This is a genomic window from Mesorhizobium sp. B2-7-1, assembly GCF_006440735.1.
GTDB lineage: Bacteria > Pseudomonadota > Alphaproteobacteria > Rhizobiales > Rhizobiaceae > Mesorhizobium.
The window spans coordinates 61,725-81,822 of record NZ_VFUA01000019.1; the positions used below are offsets into that span (position 1 = coordinate 61,725).

Below are 20,098 nucleotides of genomic sequence, written 5' to 3' on the forward strand. Positions count from 1 at the left end.
CCAACGGCTGTAGTCGTCCGCCCCTGAACCGGCTGCTGCCAGCCGGTTCAGTGCACGGCGGCGTACATGATGCGGCTTTCGGTTGCCTCGGCGATGTCCATCTCCTCGACAACGCGTCCCTGCCGCGCAACGAGGATGCGGTCCGAGAGAGCGAGGATCTCGGGCAGATAGGACGAGATCACCACCACCGCCATGCCGCTGTCGGCAAGCTCGTTGATGAAGTTGTGGATCTCGACGATGGTGCCGACATCCACGCCGCGCGTCGGCTCGTCCAGGACGACCAGTTTCGGCTTCTGGATCAGGGCTTTCGACAACACCACCTTCTGCTGGTTGCCGCCGGACAGCTCGATCACGCGCGCGTCGGCGTCGATCGCCTTTACGCCCAGCCGCTTGGTCCAGGCCGTGGCAAGCTTGCGTGCGTCGCTCGGCGTGACCACCGTCAGCGGATTGATGCCGGTCGCCAGCGCGCCGAGCTGGACGTTTGCGGCAATTGTCATCGTCTCGAAGAAGCCCTCGATCTTGCGGTCCTCGGTGACATAGACGATGCCGTCGCGCACCGCGGGGCGCGGCGTTCGGTAGCGGACCGGCCGGTCCTCGAAGCGCACCGTGCCGCCGTGAAAATAGTCCCGCTTCAAGACGCCGGCGACAATCTTCATCGTCTCCGTCCGTCCTGCGCCGACCAGGCCGAACATGCCGGTGACCTGACCCGCGAACACCGAGAAGGAGGTGTTGCGGACCGTGTTGCCCATAGAGAGGTTCTCGACGCTCAGGATCTTGTTGCCCATCGGCCGCGCCTTGCGCTGGTCGCCGGCGTAGAGCTCGCCGGACAGGCTTCGCCCGACCATCGCCTGCACGATGCGATCGCGGTCGAAATTGCGCGTGTCGTCGGTGACGACGACCTTGGCGTCGCGCATCACGGTGATGCGGTCCGACAGGTAAAGCGCTTCCTCCAGCGCGTGGCTGATGAAGATGATCGCGATGCCCTGCTCCTTCAGCCGGCGGGCCAGGTTGAAGAAGTGGAATTTTTCTTCCGGCGTCAGCGTCGCCGTCGGCTCGTCGAAGATGATCAGCCGGGCATGGTGGTGCACGGCGCGGGCGATCTCGACCATCTGCTTCTTGCCGGCGCCCAGGGTGGAAACCTGCGAGGTGGGATCGACGTAGAAATTAAGCGACAACAGATAGCGCTGCGCCTGGATGTTGAGGCCGCGCAGGCGGTTGAAGAGCTTTTCGTCGCCAAGATAGATGTTCTGCGCCACCGACATGGACGGAACCAGGTTGGTCTCCTGGAAGACCATGGCGACGCCGTGCGCCAGCGCGTCGGAGGGCGAGTTGAAAACCGTCGGCTTGCCGTCCAGGACCATCTCGCCCGAGGACGGCTGATAGACGCCGGCAAGCACCTTCATCAGCGTCGACTTACCGGCGCCGTTCTCGCCGAGGATGGCATGGATCTCGCCCGGACGGACGTCGAGGTTGACGTCCGAGATCGCGAGCACGCCGCGGAAGTCCTTGGACACCCCGCGCAATTGAACCAGTGAATTCATGCCGCCGTCTCGTCGTCGATTGCCACGATCTTGCCCGAGCCCTTGGCGCCGGCGATCAACCTGCCGCCTGCCTCGCAGAGCGACGTCACGCCATGGACATCGCCATCGGCGCGGCTCTGGTAGCTGCGCAGCATGGCCATGCGATCGTCGCATCGCACCACCAGGCCGGTGGACCATGTCGGCGACCACGGCTTGAGCATGTTGAGCTTCTTGCGAGCGCCGCCCTGGATCGGTTCGAGAAAGCTCTTTCCGGTCGCCAGCGCCGGCGCGATCCAGTAGGCCGGCTCGATCGTGTCGACCATGCGGCGCCGGTATTCGTCCTCCTTGAGCACGAATTCGACCAGCGGATTGCGCGGCGCGAACATCGCCAGCCAAAAGCCGCCCGAAGCCGATGGCGTCATGCGGCCCGGATAGGCTGGCAGAGCCGCGAGCGCGACGCGGGGCTGCGAGCCGCCCGTCAGCGCAAGGACGCGATGCCGCCACGCTTCGGCGACGAAGATGTCCTTTCCCGAAAGCGCCAGCCCTGCAGCGAACTCCAGCCCGCCCAGAAGCCGTTCGGCGCGGCCGCTGCCGGTGTCGATCCGCCACACCGAGCCGCTCGCCGACTTGGTCATCAGGTCGCGCTTCCACTCGCTCGCCGCGTGGCGATCCGATCCGACGGCGACGAACAATGTCGTTGGATCGGCGAAGGCCATGGCCGTCACGCAAGATGGGTTGAGGCCTTCGATGGCCAGCGGCCGCGAGGCGGCGCCGGGGCTTTCCAGGAGAATTCCGCGTCCTTCCACCGCGATCGCCAGGCTTTCGCCCAGGGCGGCGATGCTGGTCACCGGTCCCTCCATCGAACAACGTGCGCTCAGCTCAAATTGCGAGGCATCGCCGGCGGTCGACAGCGTCAGCAGATCGTTGCCGGAAGAGCAGAGCATGCCGTCATGCGCGGCCGTGAGATTGTCGACGCCGTCGAGCTGCATCAGCACCGGCATCGCATCCAGCTTGGCGTTCGGGCGCAGGGGCCCGTCCATCGGCGGCACGGTGCTGCCGGTGAGATCGAAGCCGCGAAAATTGGCCCAGGCTTTATAGATGGCGGCGATCATGAGCGTGCGCCCCAATAGGCGTCCTGCGCGCACCAGTTCGGATCGGCATCGGGCAGGCGGTAGCGACCGATGCGATTGTTGGAGACGCCGCCGAGATAGAGCCAGCCGCGATGCTCGCGCATCGAGGTGATCATGGGATGGTTGAGGCCGCCGAGGTCCCAGAGATTGTCGAGGATCTCGCCCTTCTCGTTGAACTTCACCACGCAGCCGGTGTTGATGTTGGGATAGAGCCACTGGTCGGGCGCGACGCGACGGGCCATCCGCTTGCGGAAGCCTGGCATGCGCAGCGCCAGATCGAGCGCGGGTCCGCGCATGCCGAGCAGCGCCAGCCAGTAATTGCCGTCGGAAGACCGGTTGATGTTGTCCGGGTAGCCCGGAAGGTTGGAGATCACCTTCTCGACCTTGCCCTTCTTCGGACCGTCGAAATAGTAGCGGCTGATCGAGCAGGTCCAGCTCTCCGCGAACATGAAGGATTGCCCGTCGGCGCACATGGCGACGCCGTTGGCGAACACCAGTTTCGGGATTTCCGTGTGCGTCTTGCCGGTGCGCGGATCGTAGCAGATGATGCGGCCGCTGGCGCGGCTCTCGAGCGCGTCAGTCGCCCAGTCCTCCTGCTCGTAGCGAATGGTCGCCTCGCTGAAATAGATGCGGCCGTCCGGCGCGACATCGACGTCGTCGGCCAGCCGAAGGCGCGAATCGTCCACCACCGAGAACCAGCTGCGGTTCGTCTCGTCGGTCAGCTTGGTGACCGTCTTGTCGGGCGCCACCTGGAAAAGCCCCATGCCGCCGATGCAGACGAGCAGATTGCCGATCTTGTCGAAGGCCATGCCGAGCGGGTGGCCGCCGATATGCGCGAACACCTCGGAGCGCTTATGGTCGGGACCGAAGAAGCGCACGATGTCGCCGTGGCGCGTGCCGCAATAGAGATTGTCGTCGCGATCGAGGATGACGTCCTCCGGCCCTTCGATCGCGCCGAGGCCGATGATCTCGACGGAGCGCAGCCGGTCGTTGAGCACATAGGGGGAGCCTGGCGCATCGACTTGCGGCGAAGGCGGCAACGACAGATAGGCGGGCGAGACATAGACCTTGGCGAGGATGCGGTGGCGGTGCTTCTGCCAACGCATGTCGACGAAGACGGCGAGCAAAAGGATCGCGCCGAGGATCGTTGAATTTATCGGACCGCTGATGCCGAGATTGATCAGGCCGTTGGTCAGCATGAGCACGAGCAGGCTGCCGATGATTGCCTTGGCGACGGAGCCGCGGCCGCCACCGATGGCGGTGCCGCCGAGCACCGCGGCGGTCAGCGCCTGAACCTCCAGGCCGACGCCGGTGTCGGATCCCGTGCTGCCGAGCCGGGCCGCGAACAGGAAGCCGGCGAGCGCGCACATGGTGCTCGACGCGACATAGGTGAGGAACACCATGAAGCGCACGTCGATGCCGGCATTGAAGGCCGAGCGGCGCGCCCCGCCGACGGCCGTCAGCCGCCAGCCGGGCCGCATGCGCGACAGCACCAGATGCCAGGCGAGCGCGATGATCAGCGTGATCACCAGCGACACCGGAACTCCGAGCACCGTGCCTTCGCCGATGAACACCCACAGATCCGACATCGAGAACCCCGACATGATCGAGGTGGACATGCGCACGAAGACGATCTCGTAGAGCGAGCGAAAGATGATCAGACTGACCAGCGTCGTCAGGAAGGCGCGCAGCCGCAGATAGCCGATCAGCACGCCGTTGATGGCGCCGCAGATCATTCCCATGACGAGAATGCCAGCGAGAACCGCCGGCACCGGCAGCTCGTAGACATTCACGCCGATGAGCGAGAACAGTACGGCAAGCGAAAAGACCGAGGCCACCGAGAGGTCGATGCCGCCCGAGATCATGACGACGGTGAGCGCCAGGACGACAAGCCCGAATTCGGCGAACTGGCGCGCCAGATCCGACAGGCTGGACAGCGAGAGGAAATCGGGAATGATCGATCCCATCACCAGCACCGTCAGAGCCAGCGCGGTGAAAGGGATGGCGTTGTCGACCCATCGCTTGGACATGATCTCCCCGATCATTTGATCGGGGAGATAGCGCGAGCGCAGTGACGCTAGGGTGTCGCTGGACATGATGCTGATTGACTTGCCCCGGCTCACTTCAACTGGTCGAGCGACCAGCAGGTGCGCGGACCGATATTGTCCTTGGTCAGCAGCGTCAGCGGCGTGTAGTAGGAGGTCTTCGATTCACCGGCCTTGGCGGGCGACAGCAGCGTCTGGACGATCTGCTGGTTGATCGCGTTGCCCTGCAGCGGCACGTCATAGCTGATGATCAGGTCCAGCAGCCCCTTCTGGATGTTGTCGCAACCGATCTGGTTGCCGCCGCCCGAGGTCACGACATAGACGTCGTTGGCCTTGCCCGCCGCCTGGATCGCAGCGCCCGCGCCGACATCCTGGTTATCCCAGTTGCCGACCACGCCGCAGAGGTCTGGATGCTGCTGGAGCACCGTTTCCATGATGGCGCGCGCCTTGGCCGGATCATACTGGGCGGCCTGCTCGGACACGATCTTGATAGCCGGGTCCTTGGCGAAGGTCTGCTTGTAGGCATAGAGCTCGTAGAGATCCGACGCTGCCGTGGGCTGGCCGCGGATGATCGCGATCTTGCCGGACTTGCCCGATCCCGTGCCGCACTGCTTCACCAGCGCGTTCGCCTCGATATAGCCGACGCGCGACCAATCGGCGCCGATATAGGCGTCGGTCGGCACGACCGATTCCAGATTTAGCTGGACCACCTTGATGCCGGCGTCCATCGCGCGCTTCAGCAGGCGCGCATAGGACTGGACGTCCGGATTGTGGGCGATGATCAGGTCGGGCTTCTCGGCGATCAGCGCCGTCAGCGCGCGCGTGCCGGCATCCGTGCTCCAGTTCGGGTCGCGGATCTCGAGCGTGTAGCCGAGGTCGGCCGCCTGCTTGCGCATGATCGCCGCCCAGCCTTCCGTCAGGTCGAAGCCCATGGCCAGCGGAATGAAGACGACGCGCTTGCCCTTGAGACCGTCATAGAACGGATTGCGCGACGGATTGTCGAGGCCGTCATCGGCGTGAGCGGCCCCGACCAGCCCGAGCGCCATGAGCCCGGCCGCCAGGATACTTCTGAATTTCATGGTTTCCTCCCGTTGAGATTGCAAGCTCTGTTCAGATGTCGCCCTGGCTCTGTTGCGAAGTCTGCTCGTCCCTCGGGTTGATGAAGCTATCGACGGTGATGGCGAGCAGCAGGATCAGGCTCTTGATGAGGTTCTGCGTCGTGTAGGTGATGTCGAGGATGGTCATGCCGTTGAGGAGCACGCCGACCAGCAGCGTTCCGACCAGCACGTTGCGCACGCTGCCGCGGCCGCCGCTGAGGCTGATGCCGCCGAGCACGACGACCAGCAGCACGTCATAGATCATCGTCGAGTTGTAGACGCGGGTGCTCATCCCTGAGACGGCAGCGGCCATCACCACGCCGGCGAGGAAGGCGATCAGGGCGCTGATCACATATTGCGCCACGATCAATGGGCGCAGCGGCAGACCGGTGATGCGCGCGGCGAGCGCGTTGTCGCCGGCGGCATAGACGAAGCGGCCGAAGCGCGTGCGCATCAGCACGAGCGCGACCAGCGCGGCCAGCACCGCGAAGGCGACGATAGGCATCGGAAGGCCGAGAAAGGCCCCTTGCCCGAGGGCATCGAACCACGCGACGCCGGCGGGCGAATTCTGGACGTCGATCTGGAACAGGAAAGCTCGTCCCGAGCCGTACATCACGAGGCCCATCGCCAGCGTCGTGAAGATGGCGGGTATGTCGGCGTAGGCGATCAGGATGCCGCTGGCCAGGCCGATCGCCAGCGCCAGCAGGGCGCCGTAGACCAGGGCCGTGTCGAAGGGCGTGCCGGCCTGCGCCATCGAAAGCACCCAGGACAGCGACACCACCATGGTCGCCACCATGGCAAGGTCGATGCCGCGGCCGATGACGACCAGCCCCATGCCGAGGCCCAATATGCCGAGGATGGAGACGCTGCGTACCAGTGCGATCAAATTTCCGGCGGTCAGGAAATTGTTCAGCGTGGCGGCAAAGACCACGAACAGCGCGACGGCGAGCGCGAACACCACGCCCTCCTGCGACAACCGCGCCTTGGCCATTGCGCCACCTCCCGAACCAGGCCTTTCGGCCCGGTCGCGAACCCCCTTCGCGACCTGCTTTTCCTCCGGGCGACCATCCCCTTTTTGGGTGGCTCAAGACATATCCGCTCAGAGAATATCAGTTATGTTTCATGTCGGATCGGGCATAGCGCGCGGCATTGGGTGGAGCTTTGGGAGCAGAAGGCCGGACGCGTTCGGCAAGGCTTGCCATGCGATAAGCGCCATAGCTGTTATCCGGATTCCGCACAGCCTCGTCGCTTCACTCCGCCTTGCCAATCACGCAAAACTGCAGACCGACAGACGGGGGCGCTAAGGCGCCCCTTACACCGGGAGGAAATGATGACGGAAGAGCCGCGCAAACAGACGCCGGGGGTCTACAGACGCCGAGTGGGCGATGCCATGATCACCGTCATCAATGACGGTTTCCTCGATATCAGCGTGGCCATTCTGCGCGGAACGGAGCGCGGCGACATGGAGGGCCTGATGCGCGAGCAGTTCCGCCATACGGAGCCGCGCCTGACGGTCAATGCCTTCGTCATCGAGACCGGCAAGAACACCGTCCTGGTCGATGCCGGCGGCGGATCGACCACGGTCTATTCCATGGGGCTGCTGCCGCAGAATCTCGAGGCCGCCGGTTTCAAGCCCGCGGACTTCGATACCGTTCTGCTCACGCATATCCATCCCGACCATTCGAGCGGCCTCATCGACACGGCCGGCAAGCCGCTCTTCCCGCGTGCCGAGATCATCGTGCACGAGGACGATCTCGACTTCTGGTCCGATCCGGAAAAGCGCGGAAAGTCGGCGGCGGCCGTGCCCTATACCGGCTCGGCGGATGCCTTGCTGACGACATATCGGGGCCGCTTCCGCCCGACGAATGGCGGGGACGTGGTGCCGGGCATCAGGCAGCTGCCGCTGCCTGGACATACGCCCGGCCATAGCGGCTATCAGCTCGACTCGGCCGGCGAGACGCTGGTGATGTGGGGCGACACGGTGCATGTGCCGGAGATCCAGATTCCGCGGCCGCAGGTCACCAGCGAGTTCGACGTCGACGAAGCGCTGGCGCATGAAAACCGGTGCAAGATCTTCGAGCATGTCGCCAACGAGCGGCTGCTCGTCACCGGCGGGCACCTGCACCTTCCCGGCTTCGCGCATCTGGTGAAGGCTGGCGCGGGCTACCGGCTGGTGCCGGAAGCCTGGCTGGTTCAGCTTTAGAAAACGGACACGGAAAAATGGGGCCGGCCCGATAGGACCGGCCCCGATCCGTTTCGCGAGAACTATCAGTCGGTCACTTCGACCCAGGTCTTGCTCTTTGCGTCGTATTTGACCAACGTCACCTGCTCGGCGGTGATGGTGATGTGGCTTTGCTCGGTGAAGCCGATGGTGCCGGTCATGCCCTTGAAGCCCTGGACCGCGTTGAAGCCTTTCTGCAGGTCTTCCGGCTTCGTCGACTTCACGTCCTTGATGACCTGCGCCAGCATCTTGATGCTGTCATAGGCGCCGGCCGAGAACGGCGTGGCATCGACGTTGAACTTCTTCTTGTAGGCGTCCTTGAACGCCAAAAGTTCCGGACCCGGATGCAGCTCTGTCGTCAGCATCGCGGTGATGGTCCCGTCGGCAAGGTCGCCGGCCAGCTTCGAGTAGGTGTCGTCGGCATTGGTTTCGTCATTGCCGTAGACGATGGCGTCATAACCGATCGAATGCAGGTCCTGCACGAAGGCGGCCTGATCCTGCGGCGTCAGCCAGACGTCGACGCATTTGATGCCCGCCGCCTTGATGGCGTTGACCTCCGGCATCAGGCCGGCGGTCGCACCCGTCGACCAGTTCTCGGTGATCGCGTGATCCATAGCGATCTTCTTGCCGGCCTTGTCATAGGCAAGCTGGATGCCGAACAGACCGCCCTGCCCATAGGTGGATGGATCATGCAGCACCGCAAGGCCGTCGGGGCAGTGCTTGAGCGCATGCTGGCCGATCTTCTCGCCCCAGGCGAAGGTGTTGAGGCCGAAGTCGAAGACCCACGGATTGGGCGGGCTGGTCGGACCGTCCGGATTGACGGTCAGGCCGCCATCGTCGACGACACCGATGGTCGGGAACTTGTGGCGCTGCGCCAGTTGCGCCGTGACCGGGCCCGTATCCGGCGAACCGGCAATGGCGATCGCGCCCTGCGACATCAGCTTTTCATAGAGCTGGCCGGACAGCGTGGCCGACGCATTGTCGTTATGCGGGTCGAGCTTGAAGGTGTGGCCATCGACACCGCCGACGGCGTTGACCTCATCGACCGCCATCTGCGAGCCGTTCACGGTGGCGACGCCGGTCGAACCATAGGCGCCGGTCGTTCCCGCGATCAGGCCGATGAGATATTCATCCGCGGCGCCGGCTTGAACGCCGAGCCCCCAGAACGCCGTCGTGGCCAGCAACATCGCGGAAGTCGTCGCGAGTTTTCTCATGTTTGATTTTCCTCCCTGCGATCGGTGGGCATGAACCGACAACCCGATCGCTCAATTTGCCCTGCGCTTCCCGCGCCCTCTCGGTCTCGAATTTTGCTATCCCGTTGCCCGGCCTTGTCAACGCGAGCGCCAGCGCTCCGGAACCGGTTCCGCGACCTTCCAAACGCCGCTGCAGAAACCCGCCGAGCACGATAGCCGACGCGATCGTAATGAAGCTCGATTCTCGGTCTAACTCATTATTTTTATTTACTTTTTGTGCCAAATTGGCCTGATCTCTTCGCGCATGAAGGCACGTCCCGGGCAGGCCTCGTCGCCCCGCGTTTCAACGCTCCGAAACGCCGTCCAATCGCTGCGCTCATAGCTGTTATGTCACTCGCATCAGCTATTTCCGGACTGTCACTTTCGACTAGGTATTTTGGTACCGGCGCAGCATGCCAGAGCTGGACATTCGGTATGAAACCCCGGGGCGACATGGAACCCCGGCCCGACGGTTCACGGATGAACCGGGGCGGCTATCCAACGGAAGCGTCTCCCGCGAGGCGATCAAGCCGGCTGAGGAGGCGACGCCGGCCGGAGGAGAGGGGAAAGCCACCAGTGCTGCAATTCGTGTTGAGCGGGGTAGCGATAGGATCGATCTACGGTCTGATCGGCATGGCGCTCGCGATCTCGTTCTACGTCACCCGCATCATCAATTTCGCGCAGGGCGAGCTGATGATGGTGACCGTGATGGTCACCGCCGAGCTCGCCTCTTCCGGCTATCCGGTCTGGCTGGCCGCGCTTGCCGGCCTGGCGTGCTCGTGCATCGTCGGCATCCTGTCCTATGTCATCGCGGTGCGGCCGATCCTTTTGTCGAACCGCTTCAGCTTCGGCTGGCTGGTGTCGACGCTGGGCTTCGCCGTGATCGTGGAAAACGCGGCCGCCTATATCTGGGGCCCGACCTCGCAAGCCTTCCCGCCGATCCTCAACGGCATCAGCCTGCCGATCGGTGGCGCGGTGCTGACCGCACAGCAGCTTCTCGCCATCGTCACCGCCGCGGTGCTTGCCGCCGGCTTCGAGATCGTGCGGCGCTACACGCTGTTCGGCAAGCTCGGCATGGCGACGGCGGCCGACCCCGAGATGGCGTCGGCCATCGGCGCCAACACCACTATCGTTGCCATCGTCGCCTTCGCGATCTCCGCCATCTACGCCGGGATCGCAGGCCTGCTCATCGGACCTTCGACCTTCGCCAATCCCTATCTCGGCGATACGTTCGGCACCTACGGCTTCATCGCCATGATGATCGGGGGCGGCACCGAGCGGCCGATAGCGGCGATGTTCGGCGGCCTGCTGCTCGGCGTCTGCGCCGAAGGCGCCAACGCGCTGATCAATTCGCAGGCTTCGGACTGGTTTCCCTTCATCGTGCTCGTGCTCATCCTGATCGTCTCGCCCAAAGGCCTGTTCAGCACCAGCAATCCACTGTTTCGCCCGCGCCGGGTGGCCGTGACGCGCGGCTGAGGTCGAGCATGGCCCCTGCATTCGATACTCAGTCGGGCACCGCCGCTCCAAGGCTTCGCATCGGCCGCTGGCGCGCCGCCGGGCTGGCCGCCGTCCTGATCGCCTATCTGGCGGCGACCGCCTATGTCGCCCACACCGACCTCGGCCTCCAGAGCCTGGTGCTGGTGGCCGCGGTCTTCGGCATCCTCGCCATCAGCCTCGACCTGGTGGCCGGGATGCTCGGCCTCTACTCACTGGGCCAGGGAGGCTTTTTCGGGATCGGCGCCTACGCGACGACGATCCTTGCCAACGACTATGGCTGGAACGCCTTCGGCCTGCTGGCGCTGGTCCTGGCGGCGACGGGGCTGATCGGCATGGCTGTGGGCGCGATGTCGCTCAGGGTCAGTGGCCTCTACTTCGCCATCACCACCTTCATCTTCACGCTGGTGCTGACGGTCCTGGCGACCGACATGGTCACCGTCACCGGCGGCCTGCAGGGCTTGCTCGGCCCGGCCTTCCCGGATTTCCCGGCAAGCCTGGAATGGCTCGGCACACCCTTGGTGTGGTGCATCATGCTGGCGCTGCTCGCCTGCCTCGGCCTGGTCTGGAACATCCGCCATTCGCCGCTCTACCCGATCCTGCTTTCGATCCGCGACGCCGAGCCTTTCGCCGAGGCAGCCGGTGCCCGCACTGCGGCGATCAAGGTCGGCGTCTTCGGCGTCTCGGCGGCGATGGCCGGAGGGGCTGGCTGGCTCTTTTCCTTCCTCGGCGTCGTCTCTCCTAGCCAGTTCGACTGGTCAGTGTCGCTGAACGTGCTGGTGATGGTGCTGATCGGCGGCATCAACACCAGCATCGGTCCGGTCGTCGGCGCGATGTTCGTCTCGATGTTCCCGAATGTCGTCAACATCAATCCCTGGCTGCAGGAGATCGTCTACGGAGCGCTGTCGATCCTGGCGATCACGCTGTTGCCCGACGGCGTCGTCGGTATCGCGCGGCGCGCGCTTGCCCGGCGCGCCGGCGGCATTGCTCCGGCCGCGGAAGCCGCCTCGGCCGAAGCCATGCCCACCGCGCCCGCCACCGCGGCCTCGCCCGCTTCGCCGACAGACTCCGAGGTCATCGTGGAATGCCGGGGTATCGAATTCGGCTACGGGCTCGGCCCGAAGGTGCTGCGCAATGTCGACCTGGCCGTCCGCCGCGGCCACATACACGGACTGATCGGCCCGAACGGTTCGGGAAAAAGCACTTTGGCCAATGTGATATCGGGGCGCCTGACGCCGCATGCCGGAGAGGTCCTGCTCAAGGGCACGCGCGTTGACGGCATGCCAGCGAGCAGCCGTTCGCGGCTGGGACTGCGGCGCACCTTCCAGGCCGCGCAGCTGGTCAAGGAACTGACGCCGACGCAGAACGTCATGGTCGGGCTCTTCGACCGCGTGCCGCGCATCGTCGGCCGCGCGCCGCTCTGGCCGATGCTTGCCTCCGGCCGGCGCGATCTCGCGGCCATGCAACGCCGCGCCAGCGAGGCTCTCAGCCTCGTCGGCGCCGGCGACTGGACGGCAAGGCAGGTGGCGGACGTGCCGCACGGCATCGAGCAACTGACCCAGCTCGCCTCGGTCTGCGTCGCCGGGCCGGACATCATCGTGCTCGACGAGCCGGCGACCGGACTTTCCGCCAAGGAGGTCAGGCATCTGGCCGCGATCCTGGCCAATCTCAAAACCCAGGGCGTGACGATGATCATCATCGAGCACCAGACGCGTTTCCTGTTCCCGCTCTGCGATCGCGTGACCGTGCTCAACGCCGGCGAGGTGATCCTCACCGGCTCGGCCGACGAAGTGCGCGCCGACCCGGTGGTAAGACAGGTGTATCTCGGCGAATGAGCGAGCAGCCCACTCTCGAAATCAACGCGCTGAGCGCCGGCTACGGCCGCTTCGATGTCGTGCGCGACGTGGCGCTCAGCGTCGGCAAGGGCGAGGCCGTCGCCTTGCTCGGCCCGAACGGCGCCGGCAAGACGACGGTGCTGCGCGCGATCATGGGCCTCGTCAAGCAGCGGCGCGGCCTGATCCGGATCGGCGGCACCGACGTCTCGGCGCTGCCCACGCACCGCATCGCACGCGGACTGGCCGCGATCGCGCCCGAGGGGCGCCGCCTGTTCCTCGACCAGTCCGTTGAGGACAATCTGCTCCTGGGTGCCCTGCATCTGCGGCACGACAAGGCCCGCACCCAGACATTGCTCGCCTCGGTCTACGATCTCTTTCCGGTCCTCAAGGCTTACCGCCAGCGGCTGTCGTCGTTCCTGAGCGGCGGCGAGCAGCAGATGGTCGCGATCGGCCGCATGCTGATGAGCGACCCAGAGATCATGCTGCTCGACGAACCCTCGGTGGCGCTTTCTCCGGTCGCCGTCGACATCGTGGTCAAGGCGATGCTGGAGCTGCGCAAGCGCGGCGCCTCGCTGCTTCTGGTCGAACAGCGCACCGACGTCGCAACCCGCGTCTGCGACCGGCTCTATGTCATGACGCATGGCGAGATCGTCGACGAGATGAAGCCGGAGACGATCCGCTCCGGCGGCATGTCGATCCTCAACAAATATCTCGGCTAGAGCAATTCCAGGAAAAGTGCGTAGCGGTTTTCCGTCCGGAATTGCGTAAAAACAAAACTTAGAGCGGTTCGGCGATTCCGTGAAACGCTGAACCACTCTAAAGCCCGAGACTGTCTCGGTCGACGTTACGCCTCTCAGGCCGAGGCGGCGTAGCGCCGGGCGAGCGCCGACATGCCGACGGCCAGCACCAGGATCCCGCCCTTGAAGATCGGCTGGAAATGGGTGGGCGCGCCGAAGATGCTGAGCCCGTTGAAGCCGACCGCCAGGATCAGCACGCCAACCAGCGTTCCGGTGATGTGGAACTCGCCCTCGCGCAAGGTGGCGGAACCGAGGAACACCGCGGCGAAGGCGTCGAGCAGATAGCCGTCGGCGGCGGCCAGCGTACCGCTGCCGAGCAGCGACGACAGCAGCGTTCCGGTGAGCGCGGCGCAGAAGCCGGCGGTGGCGAAGGCGAAGATCTTGATGCGGTCGACGCGGATGCCCGAGAGCCTCGCAGCCTCCATATTGCTGCCCACGGCCTGCATCTTCTGGCCGATATCGGTCTTGTTGAGCACCGTCCACAGCGCCAGCAACACCACGACCATGATGATCACCGGGTTGGGCAGGCCGAAGACGATCCGGCCGAGCGAGATGTCGGTGAAGGCGCGCGGGATGCCGGTGGCGATCGGAAAGGCGCTGTAGGTGAAACCGATGCCCGTCAGCATCGTTCCGATGCCGAGCGTGGAGATCACCGCATTGATCCTGACCTTGGTGACGAGCAGGCCGTTGAGGATGCCGATCCCCGAGCCGAGAGCCAGGGCACACGCGATGCTCAGCCAGATCGGAAAGCCCTCATACGCCATCAGGCCGGTGACGATGAGGCCGACGAAGCTCGCGACATAGCCGATGCTGAGATCGAACTCGCCGACGACCAACGTATAGGTCAGGCCGCTGGCGATGATCGCGGTGAGCGAGGCCTGGCTCAGGATGTTGAGGAAGTTCGCGCGCGACAGGAAAATGCCGGGGGCATTGATGGAGAAGAACAGCACCATCAGCAGCAGCCCGATGATCGTTCCGTAGCGCGACAGGCCGATCAGCGCGGTCCGCTTCCACGAGGATTTGCGGGGCTGCGGCGCTTCCTTTGCCACGGGCACAGTCTCGGCCGTCATGCGGCTTCTCCTTGATCGTCATGCGCGTCTTGATAGCTGAGCTCGATGATGCGCGCTTCGGTGATGTCGGCGCCGGTGAGTTCGCCGGTGATGCGGCCCTCGCGCATCACCAGGACGCGGTCGGCCAGCAGCGTGAGTTCCTCCACGTCGGAGGAAATCACCAGGATGCCGACGCCGGAACGGGCAAGCGCGCGGATGGCGTCGTGGATCTCCTCGCGCGCGCCGACGTCGACGCCCCGCGACGGCTCGTCGAGGATCAAAAGCCTGGTGCCGGCATTCAGCCAGCGCGCGATCAACGCCTTCTGCTGGTTGCCGCCGGAAAGGCCGGCGATCTTGGCGGCGACGCCCGGCGTCTTGATGCCGAGATGGGCAACGAGGCTTTCCGCCTGCCGTCGGCTCTTGGCGTCGGACAGGAACGGAAGACCAGGCACGCTGCGCAGCAGCTTCAGCGTCGAGATGTTGATGTTGAAGGCAACCGACTGCTGCAGCATCACCCCTTGCGAGCGACGCTCTTCCGGCACCAGCGCGATGCCCGCTTTCACCGCTTCGGACGGGTTGGCGACGTGGAGCCGCTTGCCGTCCAGTTCGAAATGGCCGACCTCCGGGCGAGCGAGCCCGGCGACGAGATGAGCGAATTCGGTGCGGCCGGCCCCGACCAGCCCGCCCAGCGCCAGAACCTCACCCTTGTAGAGATCGAGGCTCACATCCTTCACCGCCTGCTTCCAGGCAATGGAGCGCGCGGAAAAGACCGGCTGCCGGCTGCGGTCGGCAGCAAGCCGGTCACGCTCGTCCGGCGTGCGGATGGCGTGGCCGATGATGGCGCGGACCAATCCCTTCTTGTCCAGCGCGCCGCGCTCGGCCTCGTTGACGATGCGGCCGTCACGCAGCACGGTGATCCTGTCGCAGAGCTGCAGCACTTCTTCCAGCCGATGCGACACATAGAGGATGGCGACGCCCTGAGCGGCAAGGTCGCGGATGATGGCGAAGAGCTGCTCGCTTTCCGGCTCGGAGAGCGAGGCTGTCGGCTCGTCCATGGCGATCATGCTGGCGTCTCGCGTGAGCGCCTTGCCGATCATGACCAGCCAGCGCTGGGCGACCGACAGCTCCGAGATTTTGGTATCGAGCGGAAAACGGATGCCGACGCGCTCGGCCGCGGCGCGCGCCGCGACGCCCGAGCGCTTCCAGTCGATCATGCCGAACCGCGTCGCCTTCGGCGCGCCAAGCAGCATGTTCTGCAGGGCGCTGAAATGCGGAATCAGGTTGAGTTCCTGATGGATGAAGGCGAGCCCGGCGCGTTCCGACGCCTGTGGTGAGCCCATCTGAAGCTCGTTGGCCGCGATCATCACGCTGCCCTGGTCCGGGCTGGTGACGCCGGCTAAACAACGAATAAGCGTCGACTTGCCGGCGCCATTGGCGCCGACAAGGCCGTGCACCCGGCCGCGCTCGATGTCGAGATCGGCGCGGTCGAGCGCAAGTTCTCCCGCAAAGGATTTGGTCAGGCCACGGATGCGCATCCATGCGTCGGCGGCCGAAGCGGTCGCCGACACCTAGCCACTCCGTTTCACGGAGCGGCCCGACCGGCAGGTCTCACATGCCATTGGGATGTTCGGCCATGAACTTGTCGACATTGTCCTTGGTCACCACCACGCCGGGGATCTCGATGGTCTTCGGCTGCCAGGAATCGCCGGCCTTCTGAGAGTCGAGAATGGCCTGGAACACTTCCTTGCCTTCCTGATAGGCGGGCTGCCAGACGGTGGCCGTCATGTCGCCTTCCTTGACCAACTGCAGGGCCTGGGCGCTGCCGTTGATCGACACGGTGGTCACGTCGATGCGGCCAGCCTGGCGCAGCGCCGCGACGGCGCCCTGCATCGGCTCGTCCCAGCACGACCAGATGGCGAGCGGCGTGTCGCCGCCGGCCGGATGCGCGGTCAGCCAGGCCGCGGCCGTGGCGTTGCCGAACTGGACCTGTCCGGGCGCGACCACTTCGCTGTAGTCCACCTTGACGTCCGACTTGCCCTTGACGCCTTCGTCGAAGGCCACGCCGCGGTCGATGCAAAGCTTGCCCGGATGGAAGGTCATAGCCAGCACATTGGCCTTTTCGCCGGCCTTCTCCAGAAGGTATTTCACTGAATCGTCGCCGACCTGCCGGCCGCTGGTCGTCGCCACGATACCGGGGACGATCTCGCCGCCCCAGGTGCCGACAGGGATGTGCGCGTCACGCGCCGCCGCCAGGCCGGAGCCGATCGAGCTGCTGGCGAAAGCCAGCACGAAGATGGCATCGACGTGCTGGGCCGCGAAGTTATTCATCGCCGCGTTGGCCTGATCGGCGCTGGCCTGGGTGTCGGTCACCTTGACGTCCCAGCCGGCCGCCTTGGCGGCATCCGTCGCACCGCCGATGACCGCAATGTTGAGCGCATCGTTGGCCAGCAGCGCGACGATGCCGAGCGTCTTGTGGTCCTGCGCCTGCACTGCGGTTGAAACGATCATCGTTCCGGCGGTCAGTAAGGCAAGCAAAAGCCTTTTCATCTGGGAAATCCTCCTCTCCCGTTGGTGCCGGCCCATGGCGGGCCGACCGTTTCCTCTCCTCGGACTCCGATCAGGGGCGCCGGGACATCGGCTAGCCGTGTCCGTCGGGCGCCCCTATCGGCCGCTTGCATGCACGACTCCGTTGTGGCTCGCGCGAGCCGACATGAGACGGAGGTGTCTGCCGCTTAATCTTGGTACCGGTACCATATGGTAGTTTTAGCAGACCGGCAATAGCCACCATCGCTTGCCCCGCGAAATTCGGCTTTGCGCCGCCACATGTGATTTGAAACGGGCGAGATCGCGTTGCTCAGCTGATTTCTCTTGTTATCGGTATCAAGCTAGGGCTATGGCTGAAGCAGCCGAAATGGAGAGCGCCGCGAGCGCGTAACAGCTCGAACGAGATGGGAGCAGACATGAAAGTGACCTATGACTTTTCCGGCAAGAACGTCATCCTGATCGGAGGGACGACCGGCATCGGGCGGGCCACGGCGCTGGCCTTCGCCAAGGCCGGAGCCAATCTCTACGTTTCCGGCATCAGCGCGGAGACCGGGGAAAGCCTCAAGGGCGAGGTCAAGCCGCTTGGCGTCGAGATCGAATTCGAAGAAGTCGACGTTCGCGACAGCAAGGCGATGGCGGCCCTGCACAAGCATGCCTTCGAGCGTTTCGGGCGCATCGACATCGCCTTCAACAATGCCGGCGTGCCGGGTAAGACCGCCCCGGTGCACGAACTCGAGGACGCCGACTACGACCTGCTGATGGATGTCAACCTGCGTGGCATCTTCAATGGCCTGAGGCATCAGATCCCGCATATGACCGCCAAGGGCGGCGGCGCGATCGTCAACACCTCGTCGCTGTTCGGCGTCATGGGCTTTGCCACTACGGCGGTCTACTGCGCCAGCAAATGGGGCGTGATCGGCCTCACCAATTCGGTGGCGCTGGAAGTCGCGCGCAAGAACATCCGCGTCAACGCCATTGCGCCCGGCTCGGTGATGACGCCGCTGCTGCGCGGCATGTTCGGCAGCGAGCAGAGCGCCAAGGACACGGTGCTGCCGATGATCCCGATGGGCCGGATCAGCGACCCGTCCGAAATCGCGCAGCTGGTGCTTTTCCTGTCGTCCGACGCCGCGTCCTTCATCACAGGGCAGGCCGTGGTGATCGACGGCGGCGGCTTCGTCGCGGGCGCCGACAAGCTCTGACAGATTCAAGGCTGGGGCTAAGTCCCCAGCCTTGCTCCTCCCCATCTGGGGATTTGTTTTTTCGCAATTCCGGACGGAAAACCGTCGCACACTTTCCTGGAATTGCTCTAGCCGACGCAGCTCTGCTCGCCGTTGGCAAGGGCGATCTCCACCACTTGAAGCCCCCTGTCCGTCAGCCGCGACGGGAATGTGGTACGCAGCCTGTCTTCATGCACCGGGATCACCCGGCGCACCTCGCCGCCGACCGATTTCAGCATCTCGGCGCTGGAGAAGATCAGATTGTGCTGGCTGCCCACGGCAAGGCCGATCGGCACGATCTGCGGCGCAGCCGGATCGAGCCCGGTCAGATTGTCGTAGGTGTAGATGAGGTCGCCTGCGAAGATCCAGCGGTCCTCGCCGCCACTGGTGCCGTCGTTGCGGACAGTCACATACATGCTGCCATAGGTGTGGGTGTCGGCGGCGAGATGGACGTCGATCCCCGGCAGCACGTTTTCCTGGTCGCCGTCGATGCAGATCATGCGGCCTTCCTTCGCCGCTTCGACCGCGCGCACAATGTCGGCCGGATCGCCGCCGCCCACCAGGAAGCGGTATTCCGGCCCGAGCGTGAGCGCCCAGACCCATTTGTCCAGCTCGCTCTTCTGGACGTAGAATTTGGCGTTGGGAAACAAATGCATGGCGCCCATGTGGTCGAAATGGGCATGGGTGATGAAGACGCTGGTCACGTCCTCCGGCTTCACGCCGCATTCGGCGAGAACCGCGCGCGGACCGTGGTAGTTCGAAACGCCGTAGGCGGTGGCCAGTTGCTCACCATAGGCAACATGGTCGTAACCGGTATCGATCAGGATGGTTTCGCCGCCGCCTTTAAGAAGCGCATAGGCATAGGGAAGCTTGCGCGTGCCCTGGTGCTGCGGCCCGTACATCATGACGCTGAAGGGGAATTTCTCCACCGCCGCATATTCGAGCACCCAGATCGAGTAGTGAGCCATTCAATCCTCCCTTATAGATTAGATGCCTTGCCCAGGCAGGCGCGGCGCGTGGACGGCGCAGCAGGCCTGGCCGAAATCGATGAGTTCGAAACCCGGCAGCAGTCGCGCCGTCGCCCGCAGATGATCGCTCGTCGCCCGCAAGGCGCGCGTCAGCGTGTCGAACCGCTTGTCCGATCTGTCATGCGCCCCGCGGCAGGCCGTCGCCGCGGCACAGGCTTCCATGAGCGTCTCGGCGGCGCCGCGCATATGATGATAATGGTGGGCGGCCGGCTCCGGCGCCTGCAAGGCGCGAACGGCTTCGGCCGCTTGCGCGACAGCCTGGGTTGCACCGGACAAGGCGCCCTCGGCCAGCGCCACCTGGCGGCGCGACGTCAGCAGGAGCAGCGCATAGCCCGAGAGCTGGGTCAGGGTCTGGCTGATCAATTGCTGCGCCGAACGCGCCGAATCGGCATAGCGCAGCAGCGACTGCTCCGTCACGCCGACGCAGGAATACACGCCCATCGCAAATCCTCCACGCCGGCATCGCGGCGTCCTCCTCCTTTGGGCATTACCCGATTTTGATATCGGTAACAACAGAATTGCTCCAACCGGCGCCGACAGCTTGTTTGTTCGACACGGTAATGATTTGATGCGCGCCGGCCGGACCGAGCGATAACAAACATGCCCAGGCGATCATCCGAGGACACCAGCAAGCGCAATGGAAGCGCCAGGATGCGCGACGTCGCGGTTCGCGCCGGCGTCTCCACCATGACCGTTTCACGGGTGCTGAACGAGCCGGGCAAGGTGTCCGAGGACATGCGCGAGCGGGTCCTGAAGGCGGTTCGCGAGATCGGCTACCTGCCGAACCACCTTGCGGGCAGCCTGTCCTCGAACCGCTCGACGACCATCGGGCTGATCGTGCCCAGCATCGACAATTCGATCTACACGCAGACGGTCACGGGCCTGTCGG

The 20,098-nt window shown here is 64.7% G+C and carries 17 protein-coding genes; 6 read left to right on the forward strand and 11 right to left on the reverse strand.

Features of this window, described 5'->3' with window-relative positions; all coding sequences use genetic code 11:
- Window positions 1-47 precede the first annotated feature (47 nt).
- The 5 genes from FJ471_RS10550 to FJ471_RS10570 all read right to left on the reverse strand — a co-directional run bounded on the left by FJ471_RS10550 (window position 48) and on the right by FJ471_RS10570 (window position 6,783).
- Window positions 48-1,541 (reverse strand): sugar ABC transporter ATP-binding protein, encoded by a 1,494-nt coding sequence (locus tag FJ471_RS10550; RefSeq protein ID WP_140803088.1) that lies wholly within the window; start codon window positions 1,539-1,541, stop codon window positions 48-50.
- Window positions 1,538-2,632, reverse strand: coding sequence for a hypothetical protein (locus tag FJ471_RS10555; RefSeq protein ID WP_140803089.1), 1,095 nt, complete (start codon window positions 2,630-2,632; stop codon window positions 1,538-1,540). Before FJ471_RS10555 ends, FJ471_RS10550 begins: the two co-directional genes overlap by 4 nt.
- Window positions 2,629-4,680, reverse strand: a complete 2,052-nt coding sequence (locus FJ471_RS10560) for an SMP-30/gluconolactonase/LRE family protein (RefSeq protein WP_246684683.1) — start codon at window positions 4,678-4,680, stop codon at window positions 2,629-2,631. Before FJ471_RS10560 ends, FJ471_RS10555 begins: the two co-directional genes overlap by 4 nt.
- Before the next feature lie 89 nt (window positions 4,681-4,769).
- The gene (locus tag FJ471_RS10565; RefSeq protein ID WP_140803090.1) at window positions 4,770-5,774 is read right to left on the reverse strand and encodes a sugar ABC transporter substrate-binding protein; all 1,005 of its coding nucleotides are present in this window, start codon (window positions 5,772-5,774) and stop codon (window positions 4,770-4,772) included.
- A 31-nt stretch (window positions 5,775-5,805) separates the two neighbouring features.
- A complete protein-coding gene (locus FJ471_RS10570; RefSeq protein ID WP_140803091.1) occupies window positions 5,806-6,783 on the reverse strand; it encodes an ABC transporter permease in 978 nt (325 codons plus the stop codon).
- Between the two features lie 339 nt (window positions 6,784-7,122).
- Here FJ471_RS10570 and FJ471_RS10575 point away from each other — a divergent pair, with 339 nt between their 5' ends.
- Window positions 7,123-7,995 (forward strand): MBL fold metallo-hydrolase, encoded by an 873-nt coding sequence (locus FJ471_RS10575; RefSeq protein WP_181179308.1) that lies wholly within the window; start codon window positions 7,123-7,125, stop codon window positions 7,993-7,995.
- 65 nt (window positions 7,996-8,060) lie between these two features.
- Here FJ471_RS10575 and FJ471_RS10580 read toward each other — a convergent pair whose 3' ends face one another.
- Window positions 8,061-9,227: an ABC transporter substrate-binding protein gene (locus tag FJ471_RS10580; protein WP_140803093.1), complete on the reverse strand. Its 1,167-nt coding sequence runs from the start codon at window positions 9,225-9,227 to the stop codon at window positions 8,061-8,063.
- Window positions 9,228-9,821: 594 nt separating this feature from the next.
- On the opposite strand from FJ471_RS10580, the gene FJ471_RS10585 reads away from it, so the two are divergent.
- From FJ471_RS10585 to FJ471_RS10595, 3 genes are read left to right on the forward strand one after another with little or no spacing between them, the layout of a single operon-like run.
- Window positions 9,822-10,721 carry a branched-chain amino acid ABC transporter permease gene (locus FJ471_RS10585; protein ID WP_181179310.1) on the forward strand — a complete coding sequence of 300 codons (900 nt, stop codon included), beginning with the start codon at window positions 9,822-9,824 and terminating at the stop codon, window positions 10,719-10,721.
- Between the two features lie 8 nt (window positions 10,722-10,729).
- Window positions 10,730-12,574: an ATP-binding cassette domain-containing protein gene (locus FJ471_RS10590; protein ID WP_140803095.1), complete on the forward strand. Its 1,845-nt coding sequence runs from the start codon at window positions 10,730-10,732 to the stop codon at window positions 12,572-12,574.
- Window positions 12,571-13,293, forward strand: coding sequence for an ABC transporter ATP-binding protein (locus FJ471_RS10595; RefSeq protein WP_140803096.1), 723 nt, complete (start codon window positions 12,571-12,573; stop codon window positions 13,291-13,293). The genes FJ471_RS10590 and FJ471_RS10595 overlap by 4 nt, the downstream gene beginning before the upstream one ends.
- Window positions 13,294-13,427: 134 nt before the next feature.
- On the opposite strand, the gene FJ471_RS10600 is transcribed toward FJ471_RS10595, so the two are convergent.
- From FJ471_RS10600 to FJ471_RS10610, 3 genes are read right to left on the reverse strand one after another with little or no spacing between them, the layout of a single operon-like run.
- On the reverse strand, window positions 13,428-14,441 hold the full coding sequence (locus FJ471_RS10600; protein ID WP_140803097.1) for an ABC transporter permease: 1,014 nt from the start codon (window positions 14,439-14,441) through the stop codon (window positions 13,428-13,430).
- Window positions 14,438-15,988, reverse strand: a complete 1,551-nt coding sequence (locus FJ471_RS10605; protein WP_140803098.1) for a sugar ABC transporter ATP-binding protein — start codon at window positions 15,986-15,988, stop codon at window positions 14,438-14,440. Before FJ471_RS10605 ends, FJ471_RS10600 begins: the two co-directional genes overlap by 4 nt.
- A 40-nt stretch (window positions 15,989-16,028) precedes the next feature.
- The gene (locus FJ471_RS10610; RefSeq protein WP_181179312.1) at window positions 16,029-16,967 is read right to left on the reverse strand and encodes a sugar ABC transporter substrate-binding protein; all 939 of its coding nucleotides are present in this window, start codon (window positions 16,965-16,967) and stop codon (window positions 16,029-16,031) included.
- A gap of 413 nt (window positions 16,968-17,380) precedes the next feature.
- Between FJ471_RS10610 and FJ471_RS10615 the strand changes: the two genes are divergently transcribed.
- Entirely contained in the window at window positions 17,381-18,163 is a 783-nt protein-coding gene (locus FJ471_RS10615) for an SDR family NAD(P)-dependent oxidoreductase (protein WP_181179314.1), read from the forward strand.
- Between the two features lie 107 nt (window positions 18,164-18,270).
- Here FJ471_RS10615 and FJ471_RS10620 read toward each other — a convergent pair whose 3' ends face one another.
- Both FJ471_RS10620 and FJ471_RS10625 read right to left on the reverse strand, forming a co-directional pair.
- Window positions 18,271-19,149 (reverse strand): N-acyl homoserine lactonase family protein, encoded by an 879-nt coding sequence (locus FJ471_RS10620; RefSeq protein WP_140803101.1) that lies wholly within the window; start codon window positions 19,147-19,149, stop codon window positions 18,271-18,273.
- A gap of 18 nt (window positions 19,150-19,167) precedes the next feature.
- Window positions 19,168-19,650 (reverse strand): hypothetical protein, encoded by a 483-nt coding sequence (locus FJ471_RS10625; RefSeq protein ID WP_140803102.1) that lies wholly within the window; start codon window positions 19,648-19,650, stop codon window positions 19,168-19,170.
- Window positions 19,651-19,860: 210 nt separating this feature from the next.
- Here FJ471_RS10625 and FJ471_RS10630 point away from each other — a divergent pair.
- Window positions 19,861-20,098 (forward strand): LacI family DNA-binding transcriptional regulator (locus FJ471_RS10630; RefSeq protein WP_210242013.1); only part of this gene is annotated, 238 nt, incomplete at its 3' end.